The sequence below is a fragment of the Paenibacillus hexagrammi genome (assembly GCF_021513275.1).
GTDB lineage: Bacteria > Bacillota > Bacilli > Paenibacillales > NBRC-103111 > Paenibacillus_E > Paenibacillus_E hexagrammi.
Genome location: NZ_CP090978.1, coordinates 3,943,601 through 3,966,297, shown reverse-complemented (window position 1 = coordinate 3,966,297; position 22,697 = coordinate 3,943,601). Strand labels below are relative to the sequence as shown.

The window sequence follows — 22,697 nt, the reverse complement described above, 5'->3', positions numbered from 1 at the left end:
GCCGGATCATTAGGAAATGAAGCCAGACCGATTCCTCTCTTCATGTTTATGTGCTTCACTGTTTTTTTATTTTAAATTCGTGTGCTATGATGAAGAGAGTATGTCAAAAATCGGGGTGCGCACTTATGGATAAATTAGTTATTATTGACGGCAACAGCATCGCGAGCAGAGCGTTCTATGCGCTGCCGCTGCTCAGCAACTCCAGCGGACTGCACACAAATGCCGTATACGGCTTTACGACGATGCTGCTGAAGCTCATTGAAGAGGAGAAACCGACCCATTTTCTCGTCGCTTTCGACGCTGGAAAAGTTACGTTCAGACATAAAGAATATACCGAATATAAGGGCGGAAGAGCAAAGACTCCACCAGAGCTTTCCGAGCAATTTCCGCTGATTAAAGAGCTGCTCAAAGCGTTCCAGATTCCTCAGTTTGAGCTGCAGGGCTATGAGGCGGATGACATTATCGGGACACTGACGAGAGTAGCTGATGAGAGCGGGAAGCAGGTGCTGCTTGTCTCTGGAGATAAGGATATGCTTCAGCTGTCATCCGATCAGGTCACCGTTGCGATTACGCGCAAGGGCATCACGGAAGTAGAGCGTTATAACCCTGCGGAAATTATGGAGAAGTACGGACTGGAGCCCAAGCAGATCGTAGACTTGAAGGGACTTATGGGTGATACGTCCGATAATATTCCGGGTATTCCCGGAGTCGGCGAGAAGACAGCGCTTAAGCTGCTTCATGAATACGGTTCCGTGGAGGAAGTATTGGCGCATGCTGCCGAGATGAAAGGCAAGATGAAGGAGAAGATCGAGGAGCACGCCAAGGATGCGATGATGAGCAAGGAACTCGCCACGATTTTCCGTGAAGTGCCGATGGATACGGATTGGGCGACTTTCCGTTATGAAGGCTATGACGGACAAGCTTTATCGAGCATGTTCCGTAAGCTGGAATTCAAGACACTGCTGGAAAAAATGGATTTCTCCGGAGGGGAAGCCGATATCGAGTCAGCAGTTAGCCTCGATATCGAGGTAATCTCGGAAGCCGGAATCTCCGGGCTGGCTCATGCGCTTGGCGACTCAACCTCACTGCATATCGAGATTGTTGGGGAGAATCCCCACCACTCGGAGGTTGCCGGAGTGGCATTTTATTTGGCGGACGGGGATAAGTACGCCTATGTGCCGTTTGAGCTTCTGATGAGCGAAGCCGGACAGCCGATCCAGGATTGGCTGTCTGACGAGTCGAAGAAGAAGCAGCTGTTCGACCAGCACCGCGCGGAGCTGGCGCTGGCTTGGCATGGCGTCCGCCTGCGCGGCGTGGACTTCGATGTGCTGCTGGCCGCTTATCTGCTCGATCCGACGGAGTCGACGCTCACGGTCAGCGGCCTGGCCTTCAAGTACGGGCTGCCGGGCATCCGGCCCGACGAGGATGTATTCGGCAAGGGCGCGAAGTTCCGCTTGCCGGAGCTTGCCGCGCTTAGCGAGCACCTGTGCCGCAAAGCGGATACGATCCGCCGCGCAGTGCCCGTGCTGCGCGAGGAGCTCGAGAAGGGCGAGATGCATCGCCTCTTCTACGAGCTAGAGCTGCCGCTCGCCGGCGTGCTCGCGGAGATGGAGCTGCGCGGCATCAAGGTGGATGCCGCGGGGCTGCGGCAGCTCGGCGACGAGATCGCCGGGCAGCTCGAGGGCATCATGGCCCGCATCTACCAGCTCGCGGGCTGCGAGTTCAACATCAACTCGCCGAAGCAGCTCGGCGAGATTCTGTTCGAGAAGCTGGGTCTGCCAGCTTCGAAGAAGACCAAGACCGGCTACTCGACGGACGCCGAGGTGCTGGAGAGACTGGCGCCCTACTCCGAGATCGTAGGGCAGATCCTGCAGTACCGGCAACTGGCCAAGCTGCAGTCGACCTACATCGAAGGGCTGCTGAAAGAGGTGCGGCCGGAGACCGGCAAGGTGCACACCTATTACCGGCAGACGATTGCCGCTACAGGCCGTCTCAGCAGCCAATACCCGAACCTCCAGAATATTCCGATCCGTCTGGAGGAAGGCCGCAAGATCCGCAAGGTCTTCGTCCCATCCGAGCCCGGATGGTACATCCTCGCCGCGGATTACTCGCAGATCGAGCTTCGCGTACTGGCGCACATCTCGCAGGATGAGAAGCTGAAGGAAGCGTTCCTTCAGAACATGGACATCCACACGAAGACGGCGATGGACGTCTTCGGCGTACAAGAGAGCGAAGTCGACTCGAACATGCGCCGTTCGGCGAAGGCGGTCAACTTCGGTATCGTATACGGCATAAGCGACTACGGTTTGTCGCAGAATCTGGCTATTACCCGTAAAGAAGCGGCCAGCTTTATCGAGCAGTATTTTGCCGTCTTCCAAGGGGTTCGCACCTATATGGACGACATTGTCAAGGACGCTCGCCGAGACGGCTATGTGACGACGCTGCTGCAGCGCCGCCGCTATTTGCCGGAGATCACGGCTTCGAACTTTAACCTGCGTTCCTTTGCCGAACGCACGGCGATGAATTCGCCGATTCAAGGCTCGGCCGCAGATATTATTAAGTTGGCTATGGTGCAGATGGCTGAACGCTTAAAGGCCGATGGTCTGAAAAGCCGCATGCTGCTTCAGGTGCATGACGAACTGGTCTTCGAGGTGCCGGAAGAAGAATTGGAGTTAATGAAGCGTATTGTGCCGGAAGTAATGGCTGACGCGCTTAAGCTGGACGTTCCGCTGCAGGCGGACGTAGACTATGGATTGACCTGGTATGACGCCAAGTAAGACGGATCGTTCATAGGCGCCAGACTGGTGATCAAGGAGCATGGACCGCTCCGTAGTTTTCGGAGAAGCGCAGCGGGTCCTTTTGACTGTTTTGTTATCAGCGCTCTGAAACTTCTTATGAACCCTACATGATCAACAAACTCGCGGATGATATATAAGCCGCTTTGAATTGAGCGGATTGGCACATACAAAGATGAAAGCAGTGTTTTAACATTTGATATGAAACTGATACACGAGGTGAGACCTGATGCCTGAGCTGCCCGAAGTCGAAACAGTCAAACGAACACTGAATATGCTGGTCACCGGAAAAACGATTGAGCATGTTCAGGTCAGGCTGCCGAGAATTATTCAAAAACCGCAGGACATCCAGATGTTCGAGGTTCTGCTGCAAGGACAGACCATAGAGCGAATCGAACGGCGAGGGAAATTTTTACGTTTTATCCTGGACGATTACGTTCTGGTATCCCATCTGCGGATGGAAGGGCGCTACGGACTGTACGCCGGAGACGATCCGCTAGAGCTGCACACCCACGTGCTGTTCCGTTTTACAGACGGAAGCGAGCTTCGCTACAAGGATGTGCGGCAGTTCGGAACGATGCATTTATTCCCCAAAGGGGAGGATTTGACGCAGCCTCCGCTGCACAAGCTGGGCCTGGAGCCTCTGGACGAATCGTTCACGCTGAAGGCTTTTACAGAAAGAATTGCTAAACGTTCGACGAAAATTAAGCCGCTGCTGTTGAACCAGGAATACATCGTGGGTATCGGGAATATTTATGTAGACGAGTCCCTCTTTCTTGCAGGCATCCATCCAGAACGCGAAGCTTCTTCATTAACGCGCAAAGAGCTGGAAAAGCTGCATAAGGCAGTCGTGGAGACGCTGCAAAGCTCGGTCGACGTCGGTGGATCCTCCATCAAGTCCTACGTGAACGGACAAGGGGAAATCGGGATGTTTCAGCACCAATTGAACATCTATGGCCGAGAGTCTGAGCCCTGCAAGGTATGCGGCAGTGAGATTTACAAGACGGTCGTTGGCGGCAGGGGCACTCATATTTGTCCGAAGTGTCAGCCGTTGAAACGAACAAGTCCGCGAAAGAAAATTGATATTTAGGCACGCGATGCCAGCCCCTCCCATATGATATGGAGTACGTAGCCCAGAGTCATGGCTTGCCTTGAGGTAAGCAAACCTGTGGATAACTCTTAGGAGGGGTATTATGCTTCCTGTGCTTTCTTTGCTTATTTTGGCTTTTGCGGTCAGTTTGGACGGTTTTGGTGTCGGAGCGATGTACGGATTGCGAAAAATTCGGATCCCGCTGCTTTCGATCGGCATTATTTCGCTCTGGTCGGGTATTATTATTTTCCTCTCCATGCAGATCGGTGTGCTGCTTTCTACGTTTCTCAGTCCGATAACGGCAAAACGCATCGGCGCGGTAATCTTGATCGGCATCGGAATATGGGCGTTCGTTCAGATGCTGCAGAATAGGTCCCAGGATTCGCAGGAGACGGACCCAGAATCGGATGTCCCGTTGCAAGAGAGCGGCCATGCAGAGCTTGCTTTGAAAGAAATACTGAATATCGAACTGAAGCGATTTGGTCTGGTGATCCAGGTATTGCGGACTCCGTCTATTGCAGACAGGGATAAATCCGGCAATATCTCGGCATCGGAGGCAACGCTCCTCGGTCTGGCGCTTTCTCTGGATGCATTTGGTGCCGGTATCGGTGCGGCTTTGATTGGGTTCGCCCCTGTACTTACAGCCGGAGTCATTGCTCTGTCCAGCGGCATTTTTATTGCATTAGGTCTGCGGATCGGCTTCCGCTACGCCGAAATGAGCTGGATGAAAAAGCTTTCCATTTTACCGGCTTGCGTGTTGATTGTAATGGGAATTATGAAAATGTTCTAAGGCAGGGATTTACGAATGAATATCGGGTTAACAGGAGGAATCGCCTGCGGCAAGAGTACGGTTAGCTCTATGCTTGTTGACCGCGGCGCCATATTAGTAGACGCAGATCGAATCGCCCGTGACGTCGTGGAGCCCGGCAGCCCTGTTTTGTATAGGGTTGCTGAGCACTTTGGACAAGCAGTCCTTCAGCAAGACGGTTCCTTGAACCGAAAAAAGCTGGGGGAAATTGTCTTTGGCAATCCGACAGCCCGCAAGGAGCTAGAAAGCCTGCTGCATCCCCCGATTCGCGCTCGGATGAGGGAGCAGATGGACACGGCGGCACGTGATTGTCCGGACAAGCTTGTTGTGGTGGACGTGCCTTTACTTTACGAGTCCGGGCTGGCATACATGTTTGAAAAAGTGATGGTCGTTTATGTACCGAGAGAACTGCAGCTGCAAAGGCTTATGAAGCGTGACGGACTCTCGGAGCAAGAAGCCTTGAAGCGTCTGGATGCTCAAATGCCGATTGAGAAGAAGCGGGAGCTTGCAGATCTACTTATTGATAATAGCGGAACCCTGGAAGAGACAAGCAGACTGATTGATCAGTTTTGGATAAGAAAGGGGCTTTCATGACATTTTTTCGCAAAAAGCGTGCATTCGCTCTTCTGCTAATTTGTTTTGTTTTGTTCCTCTTTATGAACAGCTCTTTAATAGGAAGAAAATTGTATCCGATCTATTATGAGAAGGAAATTCGACAAAGCGCGGCGAAACATCAAATAGACCCATTTTTAATCGCGGCTATCATTCGGGTGGAAACCAATTATCAACATCATTTAGAATCGAGTAAAGGCGCCTTGGGAATTATGCAGCTAATGCCCGATACAGCGGGCTGGATCGTTGAATCGGCCAATTTGAACACGCTGACACAGGAAGACCTGCTCAAAGCCGATGTGAACATCGATTTGGGTTCGTGGTATCTGAATTGGTTGACCAAGCATTATAACGGTAATTTGTTATATGCCATTGCTGCCTATAATGCAGGGCAAGGAAACGTCAATCAGTGGAAGAAAAACGAGGTTTGGGATGGGACGGAGGAGCAAATCGCCCGTATTCCATTCGGTGAAACTCGGCACTATGTTCAGCGGGTGTTGTATTATTATAAGAAATACCAAGCGCTGTATACAGAACAATGGGAAAAGAAAGAAGCATTGGACTAGCTCCATAAGGGGCCTGAAGTCCAATACTTCTTCTCTTGCGAACAACTTTCACTTATCGGTTCAAGTTATTACTTGAATTGACCAGCTAGTTGTTGCTCAGCGATTTGTACCAAGCGACGAGTAATGTGACCACCGATGGCACCAGTATCACGAGTAGCCATGTTACCGTAGTAACCATCTTGTGGGATGGCGATACCCAGCTCTTGCGCTACTTCGTATTTCAACTGATCCAACGCTGCATTTGCTTGTGGAACCACTAAAGCATTGCTGTTGCGGGATTGTCCTGTACCCATGTCTGTTCACCTCCTTGTCGTGGTAACAGTATTATGTGGCGTTTGGCGCTAGTTCATAACAAGCAACATTTGGAAATTTGAATGGAGAAAGGAGAGATGAGAGCGAATGAGGTGCCCATTCTGTGACTATAACGGTACGAAAGTGCTCGATTCCAGATCAGCCAATGAAAACAAATCCATACGCCGCCGCAGAGAATGCGAGAAGTGCGCCAGACGTTTTACAACGTTTGAAATGGTGGAAGAAACACCGCTGATCGTCATTAAGAAAGACGGCAGCCGGGAAGAATTCAGCAGAGAGAAGATTCTCCGCGGCTTAATCCGTGCCTGTGAGAAGCGTCCTGTGTCCATGGAAAGATTGGAAGTGATTGTCTCTGAAGTCGAAATGCAGCTTCGCAACACCGCGCATGCGGAAGTGGACAGCCGAGCCATTGGTGAAATATTAATGGAGCAGTTGTACCCAGTCGACGAAGTGGCTTATATCCGATTCGCTTCCGTCTATAGGCAGTTTAAAGACATTAACATGTTTTTGAAGGAACTAACGGAAATTTTGGGGAAGCATGAAGGCGGGTTCCTGCCTAAAAAATAATGACACCATACATGAGCCGGCCGTTTGATTTTGAAATGGTTGGCTTTTTTGTTTGGGGTTGTAGTTGGTGTTGTCTTTGGGGTGTGGCGCGCGGTGTGGCGTCACATGACGATCCTCAACCACATGGTTGAGGATGAGGGCGTGCTGGAGATTTTGTTAGAGAATGTATGAATTGATCGCTGGTTTGATGTTGAGAATGGTGTAAGAAGTTTGAAATGGTGAAGGAGTGTCAGACACTTGGATTATCATCAAACAGCTTTTCCGGAAGCGTTTCGCCGGACGATTCTAGGGGTATACAAGGAACAAGGTCGGCAGTGGCTGGATGGCTTTCCACAGTTGATCAAAAAAATTGAGGAAACTCACAAGCTGCATGTTTTGGGGCCATATCCGCTATCGTATCACTTTGTCGCGCCTGTCATTATGGGGAACGGAACGAAGGCTGTCATCAAGCTTGCTGTCAGCGGCAGGGAAATGGCATCCGAGGCGGCGGTACTAATGAATGGTGAAGGGATAGGAATGGTAAAACTGATAGAACATGATGCAGCTCTGGGTATGATGATCATGGAAAAACTTGAACCCGGACATACACTGGCAGGTATTTCGGATGATGAGAATGCGGTCCGAATCGCAGCTTCTGTGATGAGCCGGATATGGAAAAAGCCTTCGTCCGGTCATTCGTTTCAATTCGTTACGGATTGGTTCCAAGGCTACGGAAAGCTGAGGAGCAGATTTCATGGAGGGACGGGCTCGATTTCAACTCGGATGGTTGAGCTTGCGGAGCGTAGGTTCTCCGAGCTTGTCCGCAATCCTCGGAACATCTATTTGCTTCATGGAGATCTTCATCACGGGAATATTCTTGCAGCGGAGAGGGAGCCGTGGTTGGCTATTGATCCGAAAGGCGTATTGGGAGAACGTGAGTATGAAGTGATCCCTTATCTCATGAATCATGTACCCGAGGAACGGGCGATTGAGGCGACCAAACGTCGTGTAGAGCTCTTCGCGGAGTTGCTTCAGCTCGATGCATCCAGAATTCTGCTGTGGGCATACTGTCATGCTGTTCTGTCGGCCTGGTGGCATATTGAGGATGAGACAGGCGGGGAGGAGGCTAGCATCAGCGCGGCGGAGCGTTTTGATAGGCTAATCCAGGGAGGGGGAACAATATGAAAATCGATCAGCAATATGTTCTAGTTACCGGAGCCGCTCGAGGTATTGGACGAGCGATTGCGGTGGCCTACGCTGTTCAAGGAGCTAAAGTTATCCTGGCAGATAAGGATGCGGTCGAACTCCAGAAGACAGCAAAAGCTTTGCTTGGAAGAGGACTGAATGTCTCTTTCTATGAAGTGGAGCTTAGTAAAGCTGAGGCCATACATACTCTATTTCAGCAGCTGGAGAACGCTGTTCCCAGACTGGATGTGCTTATTAACAACGCCGGTCTAGGAGCATGGAAGCCGCCTTATGATCTGGAAGTAGATGAGTGGGATTATATTATCAACACGAACTTAAGGGGAACGTTCCTTTGCTCGAGGGAAGCAGCTAAAAGAATGAGAAACAGCGGGGGAGGCTCGATCGTCAATATAAGCTCAACAAGAGCCTTGATGTCCGAGCCTGACTCGGAAGCGTATGCTGCATCCAAGGGTGGCATTTTATCACTCACGCATGCGTTAGCTGCGTCACTCGCGCCCGATCGGATCCGGGTCAACGCCATCAGTCCGGGATGGATCGAAACTGGTGACTATGGACAATTGAAGGTGTCTGATCATGCGCAGCATTTCGCTGGGCGAGTGGGAAAGCCTGAGGATATCGCGAGAGCTTGCTTATATTTGACGAACCCGGAGAACGACTTTGTTACAGGCATCAACTTGGTCGTCGATGGGGGGATGACCCGCAAAATGATCTATGAGGAATAGCAAGAAGCAGCACCTAATCCAGATAGGAAGTGCTGCTTCTTTGTTGCATTTTGTGATTTTGGAAAGCTTTTGTGATTTTGATAGCCTATTTGTGCTTTTAAGCCTTTTTATGCGTTCTATGAGCGTTATGAGTTTAGGAGTTTATGAGCTTTTTCACTCTCAGGAGCTACTAGTATAAGTGTACTTTATTATTACTTGCATGTGTATCTTGCTTGCTGATTTTATCTATGCTTGGCTCATAGCCGGCGCAATTATTTTAGCCACTGCTCTCTTGTATAAGCCATTTCCCAGAAAGCTAGTTCGTAGCGGCTGGAGATGACAAAATGCCTTTCCATCCGCTTACGATCCTCTTCGGTTACACGGTCAGCTATCTCATTCAGGCGGTCTATCTGCTCCTGGACAAGCTGGCGAAACCATTCGCTGCCGTAGGCGCTGATCCATTCTTGGTAGATGGGCTGCTCGGGTTTCGCCCCTTAAGGTTCTCCCCAATATCCTGGTACAGCCAGTAGCAGGGCAGGATAGCGGCGACGATATCGCCCAAATGTCCTTCATACGCTGCGCGCAGCAGGTGGGACGTGTAGGCATAGACTGTTGGAGCCGGCTCGAAGCTTGCTCGCTGCTCGTCCGTGATATGGAGCAGTGCGCTGAATTTTTCGTGCAGCGAGAGCTCGGCTTGGTAGGTGGATTGGGCATGTCCGGCCATGCGCGCACTGGTAGCTAAGTCATTCGCTTTGGCCGCTCCAAGCGCTTGAACCTTTCCAAATTGCGACAGGTAATAGGAGTCTTGAAGTATATAATAGCTGAAGCATTCTAGAGGCAGTGTACCGTCTGCCAGCTTGGTGACAAACGGGTGCTGAAAGCTGGCCTGCCAGCTCGCATCCGCAGCTTTGCGGATGCGTTCCGAGAATAATGTCATGATAGATACCTCCAGGGTTTAGGTGTGCAGGGCCTCCATACGGCCCAATTGTTCAATGTCGTCCGCAGAAACGCGGGCGAGTGCGTTCAGCAGCTCGATTTGGTAGCTGCCTGGTCCTTGTGTGCCGCTGCGCTGCGCAGCCAACTCAGCAGCGACTCCGTAGCTGACAAGCGCTGCAGCAGCTGCCGCCGCGGGCTCGGAAGGCTCCACGGCCAAGAACGCACCTACAACGGAAGTAAGCAGGCAGCCTGTGCCGGTAACTTTCGTGAGCAGAGGCGTACCGTTGCTGCACTTGTAAGTGCTCTGGCCGTCGGAGACGATATCGTCTTTGCCGGTGACCGCAACGGTAATTCCTAGCTGCTTGGCTGCCCGAATCGCCAAATCAACGGAGCTGCCGCCGCTCTCTCCGGCGTCGACGCCCTTGATCTGCCAGTCCAGGCCGATCACCTGGGCGATCTCCGCGGCGTTGCCGCGCAGCACCGAGACCTTCACCTCTTCGAGGATGGCTCTCGCTGTCCGCGTACGATACGCGGTAGCTCCAGCGCCGACAGGGTCGAGGACGACCGGAACGCTGTGCTCGTTAGCCGAGCGTCCGGCCAGCTTCATCGCCCGCACTTCGGTTTCATTCAACGTGCCGATATTAAGCACGAGCGCTCCGGCGATCTTCGCCATATCGGCCACTTCCTCTTCCGCGTAGGCCATGACGGGGGAAGCCCCCAAAGCCAGAAGCCCGTTGGCCGTAAAATTGGTTACAACCACGTTCGTGATGTTGTGGACAAGAGGGTTTCGGCTGCGTAGCAGCTCCAGTAAAGCGGTAATTCTTTGTACCTTCATTTCCAACCTCTCCTTTATGTAGACAATAAAAAAACGCCACTATGCCCGTAAGTAAACAAGCAAAGCGGCGATCATCTCGCATTTGAGTCCGGTTCCTACGCTGGCATTACCCAACAGGTTCAAGCGGTCTACGACAGATTAGCCGTACTCTCAGCCTGCTTCCGCAAGCTCCCGCAGTTCTATGCAGTTGTTAACAGTGTAGACCCTATCTGGAAAATATGCAACCATTAAGCTTAGTCTGCCCGAAGAGCAAAAGCTGATTAAGCATGAATTAAATGAGCGTAATGAAGACCTTGACGGATCCCGCCTTCGTCAACGGATGCCGTTACATAATCAGCAAAAGGCAGCAATTCTTTATGCGAGTTCCCCATCGCGATGCCAAGTCCTACATATTCGAGCATCTCTTTGTCATTAAGCCCGTCTCCGAAGGCGACGGCTTCATGGGGCTGAATGCCGAGCATCTTGAGCATGGCTTCAATACCCTTGGCTTTGGAGCCGCCTGCAGGCAGCACATCCATGGCTTTTTCATGCCAGCGGATCAGCTTCAGATCCGGGAACTTAGGCTCGTAGAGGTGCTCCTCATGCGCTTCACAGTGTAGGAACACTTGATAAATATCTTCCTTTTTCCAAAAATCAGGATCATAACCCGGAAGCTCAACCCTGAGTGAGAGGACGGAATCTTCAACGAATACATGAGACTCTGAATTGGCGAAGAACGCCTCACTGCCTTCGAATACAAGCGAATGGTTCTTCTCGCTGGAATAAGCGACGAGCGCTTCCAGACTGGAACGAGGTATCGGATTTTTGTAAAGCGGTTTGCCTTGATAGACGACATAGGCGCCGTTCAGGCTGACAAAGGAATTGATGCCGAGCTCTTGGGCTAAGGGCCCAAAGAAATAAGGTGCTCTTCCTGTGGCTATTACAGCCTCCACACCAGTTTCCTGCAGTTCCTTAATGGCTTTCACAGTGTCGGCAGGCACCAGCTTCTGCTCGTTGACTAGCGTGCCGTCAATGTCAAAAAATACGATTTTATAGCTCATCTCTCTCTAGCACTCCTATCTGTCTGTTTCCACTAGTGTTGCACATCAGGGAGTGCCGTTCAAGTAAAATTTATTGATAGGTGTCCCGTTATTGACTGCCCTTGCTCACCCAGAACGTAATACTATCTCCCTTATAAGCTTGACTTCCCGGCTGCGGATCCTGCTTGAATACGGAGCCGTTCTCCTGATCGTTAGCTTCCAGCAAGTAGTTGTAATGCAGCCCGGCTGACAATGCGGCCTGCTCTGCGGCGGCTTGATCAAGACCAACAAGATTCGGTATCGTAGTCTCCTCAGGCTCCGAGTCGCCGCTACCGTCTGCTCGGTTGCTTCCCGCAGTTTGCTTAGGTTGAGCGTTCGGCGTCGGAGACGCTGCGTGAGAAGGTGTGGGAATAGGCTTTGTGGAGATTGTGGCCGTGACAGGCTGGGACTTGTCGCTTGGCCAGATCGCCCAGACAAGCAAAATGAGTGCAAGCACAGCGCCCGTGCTCCACAGCCAGGCTTTATTCGAACGAGGTGATGGAGACGAATGCGAGGATTGCTCACTCCTCATATCCTCTTCCTCTTCCTCTAGCTCTTCCTCTAGCTTTAGGTCCTCCTTCTGCTCGATGGATCTGACCTCTGTACGTACGCGAGCGGATCTAGCGTTTAGCGCAGACGGCGCTTCCGCTTTGACGTTCCCGGCTGAAAGAAGCCCGCGGAGCTCGAATACCATGGCCGACAACGAGGCTTGGCCTTGGCAGACTCTCTTGATCAGCTTCACCAGAGCGTCCTTTTGTTCCAGCTTTGCCGATGCAATTTCCATCCGTTCCAGATGGGTGTGAAGCGCCTCGAAAGGTCCGGGAATCGGCTTGGAGCCTGATAAGAGCTGGACGAGCAATCGGCATAGCCCGACGGCACCCTGCGTATGAGGCAAGCCGTCCTCCCAATAAGTAAGAATGGATAATTTGCCGTCATCACTGAGCCACAGGTTATCGACATCAATGGAATATCCGGTAATTTGCTCTTCCAACGCATCCAACATCGCGACGCCCAGTTCAGCGGCCATGGTGACGACCGAGGAGAATGTTCGGGAAGGCTTATTTAACTGCTCGCGCAGCGGTTTACCTTGCCTGAATTGAAGAACAATGAGCAGCGAGTCAGCTAACCGTGATGTGTCGAGAATGTGATGAAAGGAATCATGGACGAACGAAGCGGTTTTGCCGAAGCGTTGGATGTATTCATCAACGGAGGGAGTGTTCATGGATTTGGTCCTATATAGCAGTACAGTCCTGCGCAGGGATACATCTTCTCCGTAGTAGAGCGTCCCGTTTGTGTGCGCAAGAATTTGCTGGTGTTCTTGATAGCGATTGTTCATGGAATTATTCAAAGCTTGAATCCATCCTTTCCTGATAGGGTGGTTCGTTATTATTTATATTCTAATCTATTTGGTTTATGAAATGAAATCCAGACTTTCATATTATTACATAGATTCGGTAAATACGAAAATATGAAATCTCAATAGGAAAGCATAGCGGCAAATAAGTGCTTATGTTACAGTGGGGGAGAAATGGGTCCATCAGGAATGTAAGAGGTGAAATTAATTGCAAAAATGGTATGATTCATTATCCTTTCATTTTCGGATTCAGGCTGCCTTCGTCATATTGATTATATTGGCTGTTTCCCTGGCAGGCGGCGGTGCTTATTGGATCGCGTCCGATATTGTGGAGTCCAATGCCGCAAGAAGCGGGCAGGAGACGATGAACACCTCGAAGCAGGTGCTGGACGAGCGTATGAGACATATTGTTGTTTCTGTGATGACCTTGATGTTCAGTGACGCATTTAAGGGGACGATCCGGGATGTATCCCTTGGAGACAGCTCCCAGTACCCGGCTCATTTAAGCGCCATGCAGCCGTTGTTTGCGCAGATTAAGCTGAACGAGCCTATGGCCGAATCTGTACTGATTAGTACGCCGATCGGTGATTTTTATGATACTGCACAGGTTCGCAGCACATCTGTGAAGTTCAATGAGTCCGACCCTTACCGCAGAGTTCAGGCCTCCAAAAACAATGTCTGGATCGCAGGCCATGAGGATCCTTTCTTCAGCAGCCATAAGCGTGTCGTGTCACTGGTGATAGCCCCGACCTTGGACGTAAGCGATGTGTATATTATCGTGAATGTTCTGGAAAGCTCGCTTAGGGATGTCTTAAGGGCGAACCTGAATCAGACGAATGCCGATATGGTCCTAGTCACACACGAAGGCTCCGAGGTATTGGAATCCGTTCCGGACTTATGGAAAGAAGTCGAGCTCAATCCCCGTCTGGCAAGTCAGATTGCTAATGGTCATATCGACCCGGCGATGATGAAAAATCAATATATTTTCAATTACGCGGGACTTGAAGTAAATAAGGATTGGGCGCTGGTTAGTATCCAGAAGCGTTCCGAATTGTTAAGACAGCTGAATCGTATAAAATGGCTGACCATCTCTGTAGCGGCAGGCTGTATTTGTGTGGCTTTGCTCGTGTCCAGAATGCTTATGCGATTTCTATTGAAACCGCTTCAAAGCCTGAGAATTGTAATGAAACGCGTAGAAAACAACGATTTGACGGTTCGCTACGAAAGCCGTTCTAGCGATGAGTTCAGCCGTTTGGGTGACCGCTTTAACCGGATGCTGGATGAAATTTCGAATTTGATTGAGAAGAACAAGCAAGTGGAAGCGGACCGAAGCAAAGCGGAGGTGAAAGCGCTGCAGGCACAGATTTCGCCGCATTTTTTATATAACACCTTGAATACGATTTATTGGCGCAATCAGATGGGACAAAACGGCGATGTGGGCGACATGGTGCTTGCTTTATCACGAATGTTTCAATTGGGTCTGAACGGCGGCAATGAGATGACAACGCTGGAGAAGGAGCTGGAGCATTTGGAGCAGTATCTGCATTTGCAGATGAAATGCTACGAGGAGCTTTTTGCCTATGAAATTCTGGTAGAAGAAGATTCTTTGCTTCAAATCCCTGTTTTGAAATTGATGCTGCAGCCCTTGGTCGAAAATTCGATTTTACATGGCTTTAAAAATAAACGGTCCGGGGGCATGATTCGCGTTCAAGTCTGCGCCATCAAGCCGCATGTGGTGATTACGGTCCAAGATAATGGCAAGGGGTATGTAAACGGTCAAGTCGGCGAGCGGTTGGAGACCGGAACCGGGTAACAGCTATGCTTTGAGAAATATTTATCACCGCTTGCAGCTGTATTATGGAGCCGGAGCCTCGATGAAATTGCAGAGTGAGCCTGGGGAGGGCACCCAAGTAACTTTACTGATTCCTATGGGAGGGCAATCGTATGAAGCAGAACTGCGCACTTTGCGTGATTGATGACGTCAAGAGCGTCGTGGAAGGGATATCCAAAGTGATTCCCTGGACTGACCACGGTATTGATGTCGTAGGAACAGCATTGGACGGAGAAGAGGGATTGCGTCTTGTTAGAGAGACCCAGCCCGATGTGATTCTTACAGATATTCGCATGCCGAACTTAGACGGACTCGAGATGCTGGAAAAGCTGCGGGATGAGAATTATGTAGGAAAAGTCATCTTCTTTACCGGATATAACGATTTTGAATATGCCAAGCAGGCAATTCGGCTAGGTGCGTTTGATTATATTATGAAACCGCATTCAGCGGATCAAATTCTGCAGGTGGTTCTGAAGGCGAAGCTGGAGATGGAAGCCCACAGGGCAAAGGAACAACGTATTGCAGAGATACAGAACAAATTAAAAGAAAGCCTGCCGATTTTGCGACAGGAATTTTTCCACCTACTGATCCATCACCGAACCAACGAGGAACGTATTCAGAAAAGGTGGGATTTTCTCCAAATCGATCTGGATATGAAGGAACTCACGCTGATGATCATTGAAATGGATAATTGGGAGGAGCAAAGCCTGTTCCTATCGATTGAGGAAGTTGAGCTGATGAGGTTTTCTCTGCAAAATATTGTGGAGGAGACGGTTCAGGCTCATACGAAGGGCTTGATTTTTCGCGATACGGCCAGCAGATTTGTGGTCATCTATCAAGCCTCGGCCGAGCTGCCGCCATCCCGGGTCGCCGAGCAGTGCTGCGAACATGTGGCATCCTACACGAAATTTACAGTAACGATCGGTCAGAGCCGGAAGATCTCCCATGCTGTCCAGCTCATGGATGCTTATCGGGAAGCTTTATTTGCGCTATCGTACCAATTCTATGAAGGGGGCAATGTTGTACTGCTCTACGACGATGTCGTGGGCGGAGACCGCGCGGTTCCGCGTTATTCCAGCGATAGGGAGCAGGAGCTGACACTGTCGCTGCGGTCGGGTAATTTTCGAAAGTCGAAAGATGCGCTTGAGGCGATTTTTCAGGAGCTGTCGAGCGGCGGAACGAATTTTCCCGATCCTATGCATGTGATGTTTGTCTATTATGAGCTTGCAACCCGCATCGTCAGGGTATTGCTCGAGAAGGTAAATTACACGGACATTGAAGCCTTCGATCAAAAGCTTCATGACCGGACATGGCTGATCTCGGCCCCGCTCAAAGAACTCCAGCAAGTCTTGCTGGATCTCTGCAAGGAAGGATGTTCCCGCATTGAAAGCAGCCAGCGCACAGAATCAGAGCGTACCATTGACCAGGCGATCGCTTATATCCAAGACAGGCTGCATTTGGACCTTACTGTAGGCGAGTGCGCCAAGCACGTGCATGTCAGCGGCAACTATTTCGTCCATCTGTTCAAGAAAGTAACAGGAATGACCTTTGTCCAGTTCGTCACGCAAGAAAGGATGGAAAAGGCGAAAATCATGCTGCTGGACGGCCGATTGGTGCAGGACATTGCAGCGGAGGTCGGATATGAGGACCGTAGATATTTTAGCGATGTGTTCAAGAAAACATTCGGCATGACTCCCTCGGAATATAGAGATCAGTATCTCAATCAACCTGAAAGTCGGAAATAGCTGTAAATTCTCCCCCTTCTTCTTTGGATTCCCTCCTACGAAATAGATTCGATCCTTTCTATAATGAACTCAGAGCCAAGCATACAAGGGAGGAAAGACATTGAAAAGACAAATTGCTACCATTTGTACCGCATTCATTGCGGCCTGGAGCTTAGCGGGATGCACATCTCAGACAGATGCTCCAACTACTACAAGCACGAATGCACCTGTGGCATCAGGTGAGAAGACCAAGCTGGTGTTTTGGACGTTCGACCGCCACGACTTTGATTTTATGAAGAGCACCGTAGAGACGTTCAACAAGACTAACAAGGATAATATCGAGGTAGAAGTAACGTCTATGGCCGAGAATTATACCCAGTCCGTGGATATCGCCTTCGCCAGCAATCAGATGCCGGATATTTTGCGTCCGAATCAGGACACGACGATTCCTTTTGTGAAGAAAGGATATCTGGAGCCTTTGGACAGCTATCTGACCGACGATATGAAGAAAAAGTTTGAATCGACCTTTCAAGACCAAGTGAACCGCTTTAACGGCAAAATCTATTCCCTGCCCAACTTCGGCTATACGTTGAGACTGATTTATAACAAAGATTTGTTCGATAAGGCCGGCATCGCGAATCCTCCTGTGACCCTTAAGGAATTGGTGGAAGACGCCAAGAAAATTACAGCTGTAGGGAAAGCTGACGGGCAATATGGCTTTGCGCTCAATTTCAAGAGTCCGAAGAGTGCCTTGGACCGTTCGGCGAGAGAAATTCTTCAGCTAAGCGGCTATGACGGCTTCGGCTTTGATGAAAAGCAGGGGCAATTCGACTTCACCCCGTACAAAGCAGTTATTGAGGCATTCAAACAAATGAAGGACGACGGCAGCATGCTGCCAGGTGTAGAATCCTTAGACATTGACCCACTCCGAGCACAGTTTGCGCAAGGGAAGATCGGTATGTATTTGTCTTATTCGGCTGAACCTGGTGTGTACAAGAGCCAATTCCCAACACAAATTCATTGGGCGGCGGCGCAGGCTCCTACCATTGACGGAACCGTGAAAGGGGCAGCGGGCTTTGCCAACTCAGGCCAATGGCTCGGCATTAGCAGCGGGTCCAAGAACAAAGAGGCAGCTTGGAAATTCCTTTCTTATATGTATAGCGATTCTGTTCTGCAGGACTATCATGAGCAAGGCTTTGGTTTATCGGCCGTTCCTTCCATAGCAGCAAAGGCGAAGAAGCCCGAGATAAATGGTGTAGAAGGCTTCTTGATCACGAAATACGATGCATTATGGCCGGTCCCTCCAGCTGTAACGGTGCAAGGGCTTGATTATGGAAGCGCCTTCTTGAAGTATATGTTGGACGGCGGATCGCTGGATACCGTAGTTTCGGATTTGAACAGCCGATATAATGCCGCTTTGGAGAAGGCTGCGGCCTCCGGCGACGTGAAAGTTACTAAGGACCCTAGTTTTGACCCTGCGAGCTTGCAAGGCACCATGCTGGACAAATGATTTTGGAGACTCGAGGGTTCGATTAGGAGGTGAACGTCCGTGATCAAATGGCGCACGCAGCTGGAAAATTACGGGCTGCTGTTACCGAGTTTTTTCCTCACGTTAGTCTTGGGCATTTATCCGGTATTGTGGGCCATTCGGTATATGTTCTATGACTACAAAGGCTACGGGAAGGAAATTTTTATCGGTTTCGATAATTTCGTCAGGCTTTGGAGCGACGATTTGTTTTGGAATGCGGTTTGGAATACGGGGATTTATGCCGGAGGTAAGATTATTGTGACCATACCGTTGTCACTTGTACTTGCGGTCCTGTTAAATAAGGGATTGAAAGGCAGACAAATATGGCGGGCTATTTATTTTATGCCTACGGTCATTAGCTCGGCTGTGATTGCGGTTGTCTTCTATATCATCTTTAATTCTTATAACGGACTTTTAAATCAATTTTTGCTCAAATATCATGTCATCTCCGGGAGTATTGACTGGCTGGGACCGAAATACGCGATGCTCACTGTGATCATTGTGGCTATCTGGGGAGCGATCGGCAACTATATGCTGCTGTTTCTCGCAGGATTGCAAAATATTCCCGGTGACCTGTACGAAAGTGCAGATATCGACGGAGCGAATAGCTTTCAAAAGTTCTGGAAGATCACAGTCCCCATGCTGGGTCCCGTGCTGCAGATGATTATGATGCTCGCCATTACTGTGTCGCTCAAAGGGTATGAAAGCATCATGGTACTTACGGAAGGCGGGCCTGTGGGAAGGACAGAGGTCATGTACTTGTATGTATACAAGCTCTTGTTTCCGGTGTCTACAGGTTCCGTGCTTATTCAAGAGATTGGCTATGGGAGCGCCGTTGGATTTGCCACAGCTCTTATTGTCGGAGCCGTTACCGGAATATATTTCTTCGTATCCAAGCGGCTTAATCAGATTTATTAGGCGGTGACCTCAAGTGGACAATATGACTGTTGTGAGTCAACAGCAGAAAGCATTCCTTCCTGCTATCGCAGTAAAAGAGGATTAGCCCGATTGGGCATATGGATATTCCTGGCTGTGATTGCGTTCTTTACTTTATTTCCAGTGCTAATGACGTTGTTAGGGTCCTTCAAAACGAATATGGAGCTCGCCTCCGGGGCTACGATCTTACCCAAGCACTGGATGTTTACCAACTATGGAGAAGCGTGGGAGAAGGCGAAATTCTCCGCCTATACCTGGAACAGTCTATTTGTAAGCGGCGCTTCGACAGTGGGCACGCTGCTGGTAGCCTCTCTGGCAGGATACGTAGTGGATCGTCGTGAATTCGCGGGCAAGCGGCTATTTATCTTGATGCAAGCCTCTACCATGTTCATCTCGATAGGTGCGGTTGTGCTTCGACCGCAGTTCGAGCTTATGGTCAAGCTGCACTTGAATACCTCCTTGTGGGGCGTCATACTCATCTTGGTGAGCGCACACGCCAGCACGTTCTTCATATTACTCGGATTCTTTAAGGCGATCCCGCGGGAATTGGATGAAGCTGCTAATCTTGATGGCTGCAGCTTCCTAGGGATCTACGGCAAGATCATTCTGCCGCTGTTGAAGCCGGGACTTGGCGTCACTGCATTGTTTGCTTTTCGAACAGGGTGGAATGAATATATTCTGCCCCTGGTGTTCACGATGAACAACCCGAAGCTGCAAACGCTGACGGTAGGCTTAACGAATCTACGCTATGGCAACAGTGCGGCTATGCAAACCCATCTCATGCTGGCTGGAGCATGCTTATCGATGCTGCCGATTCTGATTGTGTACGTCTTTGCCAATAAATCGTTCATGCAGGTTACTGCAGGCTCTGTGAAAGGATAAAGGGAATAGCTAACGCATGTATCCAAAGAGAAAGCTGCCATCTTAAGGTGACAAATTGCACCTGAGTGGCGGCTTCTACGTTATTTGTCCGAGACTCATATTTCTCAATTATTGGAGACATGCTATACAGTGACTTTCTTATCCAATAAAGGAAAGTGGGGGAAGTTCATGCTTCCATGGAGCAAATTTCGGAGTAAAAGCACGCTAGACCATCGGCATTTCGCCGACAGCAGCCAACTTGCAAATGGGGCCTCTCCTTTGCTGCCATGTTTAGAGGATAATTTGCAGCAAATCCGAGTACAGTTTGGACAAAGTCCTGACATTACGATCCGACAATTTGAGGTGGGAGCCACCTTTACACCGGTTGCTGTCATCTATACAGACGGAATTATAGATAAAGACTTAGTCAATACGTTCATTTTGCATTCTTTGATGATTGATTCAGAAAGAGAAGACTTTGAACGGTTATCTAAGGAAAAAGGAATCTTTGAATTCATTCGAACCAATGCGCTTACCGTGGGCGAGGTTAAGGTGGTTGACAATTGGAACGGCGTGATCCTATCTATCCTTTCAGGGGACACAGTCATCCTTCTCGATGATAACACTCATGCAATGGTATGCGGTACCCGCGGCGGTGAAATGAGAGGGGTCACTGAGCCTACCTCACAGGTTGTAATTCGGGGACCTAAGGATGGCTTTAACGAGTCCATAGGCACGAATGTAGCGCTTGTGCGCCGACGAATCAGAAGCTCTAATCTATGGCTGGAGCCGATGAAAATCGGCACTGTGACACAAACAGATGTTGCGTTCATGTATATCAAGGGAATTGCCAATGACAAGATTGTTGAGGAGGTAAGGTACAGATTACAGCAAATTAATTTCGACTCCATATTGGAGTCCGGATATATCGAACAATTGATACAGGATAAGACGTACACCTTTTTCCAACCCTGAATAATACCGAGCGTCCCGATACGGTAGCCGGCAATTTAATTGAAGGCAAAGTCGCTATCTTTGTGGATGGATCCCCATTTGTCCTTATCGCTCCCTTCACGTTTTTTAGTTTTTTTCAAGCGGCGGAAGATTATTATCAGCGTTATGAGATGGCGACAGCGATACGATTATTAAGATTTATGGCTTTGCTCATCTCGTTGTTCATTCCATCCATCTATGTGTCTGCCATTACGTATCACCAGGAAATGATTCCTACGTCATTATTAATAAGCCTAGCTGCTCAACGAGAAAGCACGCCATTCCCGGCCTTCATCGAGGCGATGATCATGGAAGTCACGTTTGAAATTTTGCGGGAGGCCGGTATCCGAATGCCACGTGCGATCGGTCAAGCGGTGTCCATTGTCGGGGCACTTGTGTTGGGGCAAGCGGCAGTTGAAGCCGGGATCATCTCAGCATCTATGGTCATTGTCGTTGCCTTAACAGGCATATCCAGCTTCGCGACTCCTTCATACAGCATGGCGCTTGCGGTGCGTTTACTTCGGTTTCCCATGATTATCGCTGCCGGGTTTCTTGGCTTTTACGGGATTGCCATCCTCAGCATCATGATTCTTGCCCATATGTGCGGACTGCGTTCGTTTGGAATCCCGTATATGGCTCCGTTAGGACCTTTTATACTCGATGATCAGAAGGACACCTTCTTTCGCTTTCCGATATTCAAGTTAACGACCCGTCCCCGGTTGATCAGTCAGAATAAGGTATCCCGGACCAGTCAGGAAAGTCCGTCTGCAGCTCAAAGTGAGCCTGCCGGAGAGGAATCGTCATGAAACTTAAGAAGCTTGTCCCACTTGGGGCGATTCTATGCTTGATGCTTGTAATGAGCGGCTGCTTGAATGGTAGAGAGCTGGATGATCTAGCGATCGTTGTCGGAATGGGGATCGATAAGCCGCAGGATTCTGATAAATATCAAGTTTCATTTCAGATTATTATCCCTGGCTCTGTTTCGACAGGAACAAAGGGGGCGGGAGCGGGATTCCCACCTTGGTCTATTCCGAGTCTGACGACACCCTGTTCGGCGCTCTGCGCAAAACGTCACAAAAAGTGGCCAGGCAGCTATTCTTCGCGCATACCCAGCAGGTAGTGATTGGAGAAGCCTTAGCTAAAGAAGGGATTGGCGATCTGTTTGATTTTTTTGAGAGATCGCATGAATTACGCATGAGTTCCCATGTATTGATAGCGAGAAATACAGAAGCTGAATCTGTGCTTAGGATATTGACTTCGTTGGAAAAGGACCAGGCTGAAGGCATTGTCAAACGAGAAAAGATATCCTCGGAAATCTGGGGAAACAGCTTGGATAATAAAATCATAGATGTAGTAAAAGCATTGCTTAGTAAAGGCGAAACGGCAATAAGCGGTATTCGGGTGAAAGGAAATATAACCAAAGGCAGTGAGATGTCAAATAAGAGTAACTCCAAATTACCAACTTATATCCAAATCGACGGTATTGCCTTATTTAAGGATAAGAAACTAGTGAAATGGTTGGATGGAAATGAGGCGCGCGGGACGTTATGGCTGCAAAATAAAATGAAGGGCACTGTTGTCAATCTTCCATGTAAGGAAAGTAAGGAAGAGGCCGCGGTAGAGCTGATACGGTCCGAAACGAAGGTAAACATAACGATGATGCAGGGAAAACCGATGTTTCACATCCATATCAAGGAAGATGGAACTGTCAACGAAGTCCATTGCCCAATGGATCTTAGCAAACGTGATGTTATCGTTCATCTTCAGAACCAATGGGCGAAAGAAACGGAAGTTGAAGTGAAGGAAGCCATTCAAGTTGCTCAAAGCCAAAAGAGCGATATTTTTGGATTCGGTGAAGAGCTGAAGCGTCAATACCCCAAAGAGTGGAAGCAAATAAAAGATCATTGGCAAGATGTGTTTGCCGATTGTCAAGTTGAGACGACTATAGAAGCCTATATTAGACGGACGGGGATGAGAAGTAAGCCCTACTTTATTGAACAATAAG

General features: G+C 49.5%; 18 protein-coding genes and 3 pseudogenes. 16 read left to right on the top strand and 5 right to left on the bottom strand.

Translation table 11 applies throughout. The features are described from left to right. Nucleotides 1-125 precede the first annotated feature (125 nt). The 5 genes from polA (at nucleotide 126) to L0M14_RS18160 (ending at nucleotide 5,871) form a co-directional block, all read left to right on the top strand. The gene (polA, locus tag L0M14_RS18180) at nucleotides 126-2,777 is read left to right on the top strand and encodes a DNA polymerase I (RefSeq protein ID WP_235118047.1); all 2,652 of its coding nucleotides are present in this window, start codon (nucleotides 126-128) and stop codon (nucleotides 2,775-2,777) included. A 247-nt stretch (nucleotides 2,778-3,024) separates the two neighbouring features. After that, nucleotides 3,025-3,885 (top strand): DNA-formamidopyrimidine glycosylase, encoded by an 861-nt coding sequence (gene mutM, locus L0M14_RS18175; protein ID WP_235118046.1) that lies wholly within the window; start codon nucleotides 3,025-3,027, stop codon nucleotides 3,883-3,885. A 103-nt stretch (nucleotides 3,886-3,988) separates the two neighbouring features. Continuing rightward, nucleotides 3,989-4,675, top strand: coding sequence for a sporulation membrane protein YtaF (gene ytaF / locus L0M14_RS18170; protein ID WP_235118045.1), 687 nt, complete (start codon nucleotides 3,989-3,991; stop codon nucleotides 4,673-4,675). 15 nt (nucleotides 4,676-4,690) lie between these two features. Then, the gene (gene coaE / locus L0M14_RS18165) at nucleotides 4,691-5,287 is read left to right on the top strand and encodes a dephospho-CoA kinase (RefSeq protein ID WP_235118044.1); all 597 of its coding nucleotides are present in this window, start codon (nucleotides 4,691-4,693) and stop codon (nucleotides 5,285-5,287) included. Then, nucleotides 5,284-5,871, top strand: a complete 588-nt coding sequence (locus L0M14_RS18160) for a lytic transglycosylase domain-containing protein (protein ID WP_235118043.1) — start codon at nucleotides 5,284-5,286, stop codon at nucleotides 5,869-5,871. The genes coaE and L0M14_RS18160 overlap by 4 nt, the downstream gene beginning before the upstream one ends. Nucleotides 5,872-5,939: 68 nt before the next feature. Here the strand turns inward: L0M14_RS18160 and L0M14_RS18155 are convergent, their stop codons facing one another. Continuing rightward, a complete protein-coding gene (locus L0M14_RS18155) occupies nucleotides 5,940-6,164 on the bottom strand; it encodes an alpha/beta-type small acid-soluble spore protein (protein ID WP_235118042.1) in 225 nt (74 codons plus the stop codon). Between the two features lie 106 nt (nucleotides 6,165-6,270). On the opposite strand from L0M14_RS18155, the gene nrdR reads away from it, so the two are divergent. From nrdR to L0M14_RS18135, 4 genes are all read left to right on the top strand, one after another. Next, complete coding sequence (gene nrdR / locus L0M14_RS18150; RefSeq protein ID WP_235118041.1) at nucleotides 6,271-6,750, top strand: transcriptional regulator NrdR; 480 nt, start codon at nucleotides 6,271-6,273, stop codon at nucleotides 6,748-6,750. Nucleotides 6,751-6,774: 24 nt separating this feature from the next. Beyond that, entirely contained in the window at nucleotides 6,775-6,921 is a 147-nt protein-coding gene (locus tag L0M14_RS18145; RefSeq protein WP_235118040.1) for a hypothetical protein, read from the top strand. 66 nt (nucleotides 6,922-6,987) lie between these two features. Further along, nucleotides 6,988-7,914: an aminoglycoside phosphotransferase family protein gene (locus tag L0M14_RS18140; protein WP_235118039.1), complete on the top strand. Its 927-nt coding sequence runs from the start codon at nucleotides 6,988-6,990 to the stop codon at nucleotides 7,912-7,914. Then, complete coding sequence (locus L0M14_RS18135) at nucleotides 7,911-8,657, top strand: SDR family NAD(P)-dependent oxidoreductase (protein ID WP_235118038.1); 747 nt, start codon at nucleotides 7,911-7,913, stop codon at nucleotides 8,655-8,657. The genes L0M14_RS18140 and L0M14_RS18135 overlap by 4 nt, the downstream gene beginning before the upstream one ends. A 251-nt stretch (nucleotides 8,658-8,908) precedes the next feature. Here the strand turns inward: L0M14_RS18135 and tenA are convergent. The 4 genes and pseudogenes from tenA to L0M14_RS18115 all read right to left on the bottom strand — a co-directional run bounded on the left by tenA (nucleotide 8,909) and on the right by L0M14_RS18115 (nucleotide 12,813). Next, nucleotides 8,909-9,573, bottom strand: a pseudogene (tenA, locus tag L0M14_RS18130) (thiaminase II). An 18-nt stretch (nucleotides 9,574-9,591) separates the two neighbouring features. Next, nucleotides 9,592-10,407, bottom strand: a complete 816-nt coding sequence (thiM, locus tag L0M14_RS18125; RefSeq protein WP_235118037.1) for a hydroxyethylthiazole kinase — start codon at nucleotides 10,405-10,407, stop codon at nucleotides 9,592-9,594. Nucleotides 10,408-10,667: 260 nt separating this feature from the next. Further along, nucleotides 10,668-11,447: a Cof-type HAD-IIB family hydrolase gene (locus L0M14_RS18120; protein WP_235118036.1), complete on the bottom strand. Its 780-nt coding sequence runs from the start codon at nucleotides 11,445-11,447 to the stop codon at nucleotides 10,668-10,670. An 88-nt stretch (nucleotides 11,448-11,535) separates the two neighbouring features. Continuing rightward, nucleotides 11,536-12,813 carry a PASTA domain-containing protein gene (locus tag L0M14_RS18115; RefSeq protein ID WP_235118035.1) on the bottom strand — a complete coding sequence of 426 codons (1,278 nt, stop codon included), beginning with the start codon at nucleotides 12,811-12,813 and terminating at the stop codon, nucleotides 11,536-11,538. 214 nt (nucleotides 12,814-13,027) lie between these two features. Between L0M14_RS18115 and L0M14_RS18110 the strand changes: the two genes are divergently transcribed. From L0M14_RS18110 to L0M14_RS18075, 7 genes and pseudogenes are all read left to right on the top strand, one after another. Then, nucleotides 13,028-14,632: a sensor histidine kinase gene (locus tag L0M14_RS18110; RefSeq protein ID WP_235118034.1), complete on the top strand. Its 1,605-nt coding sequence runs from the start codon at nucleotides 13,028-13,030 to the stop codon at nucleotides 14,630-14,632. Nucleotides 14,633-14,763: 131 nt separating this feature from the next. Continuing rightward, a complete protein-coding gene (locus L0M14_RS18105) occupies nucleotides 14,764-16,395 on the top strand; it encodes a response regulator (RefSeq protein WP_235118033.1) in 1,632 nt (543 codons plus the stop codon). 100 nt (nucleotides 16,396-16,495) lie between these two features. Beyond that, nucleotides 16,496-17,884 carry an ABC transporter substrate-binding protein gene (locus L0M14_RS18100; RefSeq protein ID WP_235118032.1) on the top strand — a complete coding sequence of 463 codons (1,389 nt, stop codon included), beginning with the start codon at nucleotides 16,496-16,498 and terminating at the stop codon, nucleotides 17,882-17,884. A 39-nt stretch (nucleotides 17,885-17,923) separates the two neighbouring features. Continuing rightward, nucleotides 17,924-18,820: a carbohydrate ABC transporter permease gene (locus L0M14_RS18095; RefSeq protein WP_405030791.1), complete on the top strand. Its 897-nt coding sequence runs from the start codon at nucleotides 17,924-17,926 to the stop codon at nucleotides 18,818-18,820. Between the two features lie 147 nt (nucleotides 18,821-18,967). After that, complete coding sequence (locus L0M14_RS18090; RefSeq protein WP_235122948.1) at nucleotides 18,968-19,720, top strand: carbohydrate ABC transporter permease; 753 nt, start codon at nucleotides 18,968-18,970, stop codon at nucleotides 19,718-19,720. A gap of 168 nt (nucleotides 19,721-19,888) precedes the next feature. Continuing rightward, nucleotides 19,889-21,498, top strand: a pseudogene (locus L0M14_RS32040) (spore germination protein). Then, nucleotides 21,495-22,696 (top strand): annotated as a pseudogene (locus tag L0M14_RS18075) (Ger(x)C family spore germination protein). The pseudogenes L0M14_RS32040 and L0M14_RS18075 overlap by 4 nt, the downstream one beginning before the upstream one ends. Nucleotide 22,697: the final 1 nt, after the last annotated feature.

Coding starts and splice junctions, on each gene's coding strand:
- polA (WP_235118047.1), top strand. CDS start 126: ATGGATAAATTAGTTATTATTGACGGCAACAGCATCGCGAGCAGAGCG.
- mutM (WP_235118046.1), top strand. CDS start 3,025: ATGCCTGAGCTGCCCGAAGTCGAAACAGTCAAACGAACACTGAATATG.
- ytaF (WP_235118045.1), top strand. CDS start 3,989: ATGCTTCCTGTGCTTTCTTTGCTTATTTTGGCTTTTGCGGTCAGTTTG.
- coaE (WP_235118044.1), top strand. CDS start 4,691: ATGAATATCGGGTTAACAGGAGGAATCGCCTGCGGCAAGAGTACGGTT.
- L0M14_RS18160 (WP_235118043.1), top strand. CDS start 5,284: ATGACATTTTTTCGCAAAAAGCGTGCATTCGCTCTTCTGCTAATTTGT.
- L0M14_RS18155 (WP_235118042.1), bottom strand. CDS start 6,164: ATGGGTACAGGACAATCCCGCAACAGCAATGCTTTAGTGGTTCCACAA.
- nrdR (WP_235118041.1), top strand. CDS start 6,271: ATGAGGTGCCCATTCTGTGACTATAACGGTACGAAAGTGCTCGATTCC.
- L0M14_RS18135 (WP_235118038.1), top strand. CDS start 7,911: ATGAAAATCGATCAGCAATATGTTCTAGTTACCGGAGCCGCTCGAGGT.
- thiM (WP_235118037.1), bottom strand. CDS start 10,407: ATGAAGGTACAAAGAATTACCGCTTTACTGGAGCTGCTACGCAGCCGA.
- L0M14_RS18120 (WP_235118036.1), bottom strand. CDS start 11,447: ATGAGCTATAAAATCGTATTTTTTGACATTGACGGCACGCTAGTCAAC.
- L0M14_RS18105 (WP_235118033.1), top strand. CDS start 14,764: ATGAAGCAGAACTGCGCACTTTGCGTGATTGATGACGTCAAGAGCGTC.
- L0M14_RS18090 (WP_235122948.1), top strand. CDS start 18,968: ATGACGTTGTTAGGGTCCTTCAAAACGAATATGGAGCTCGCCTCCGGG.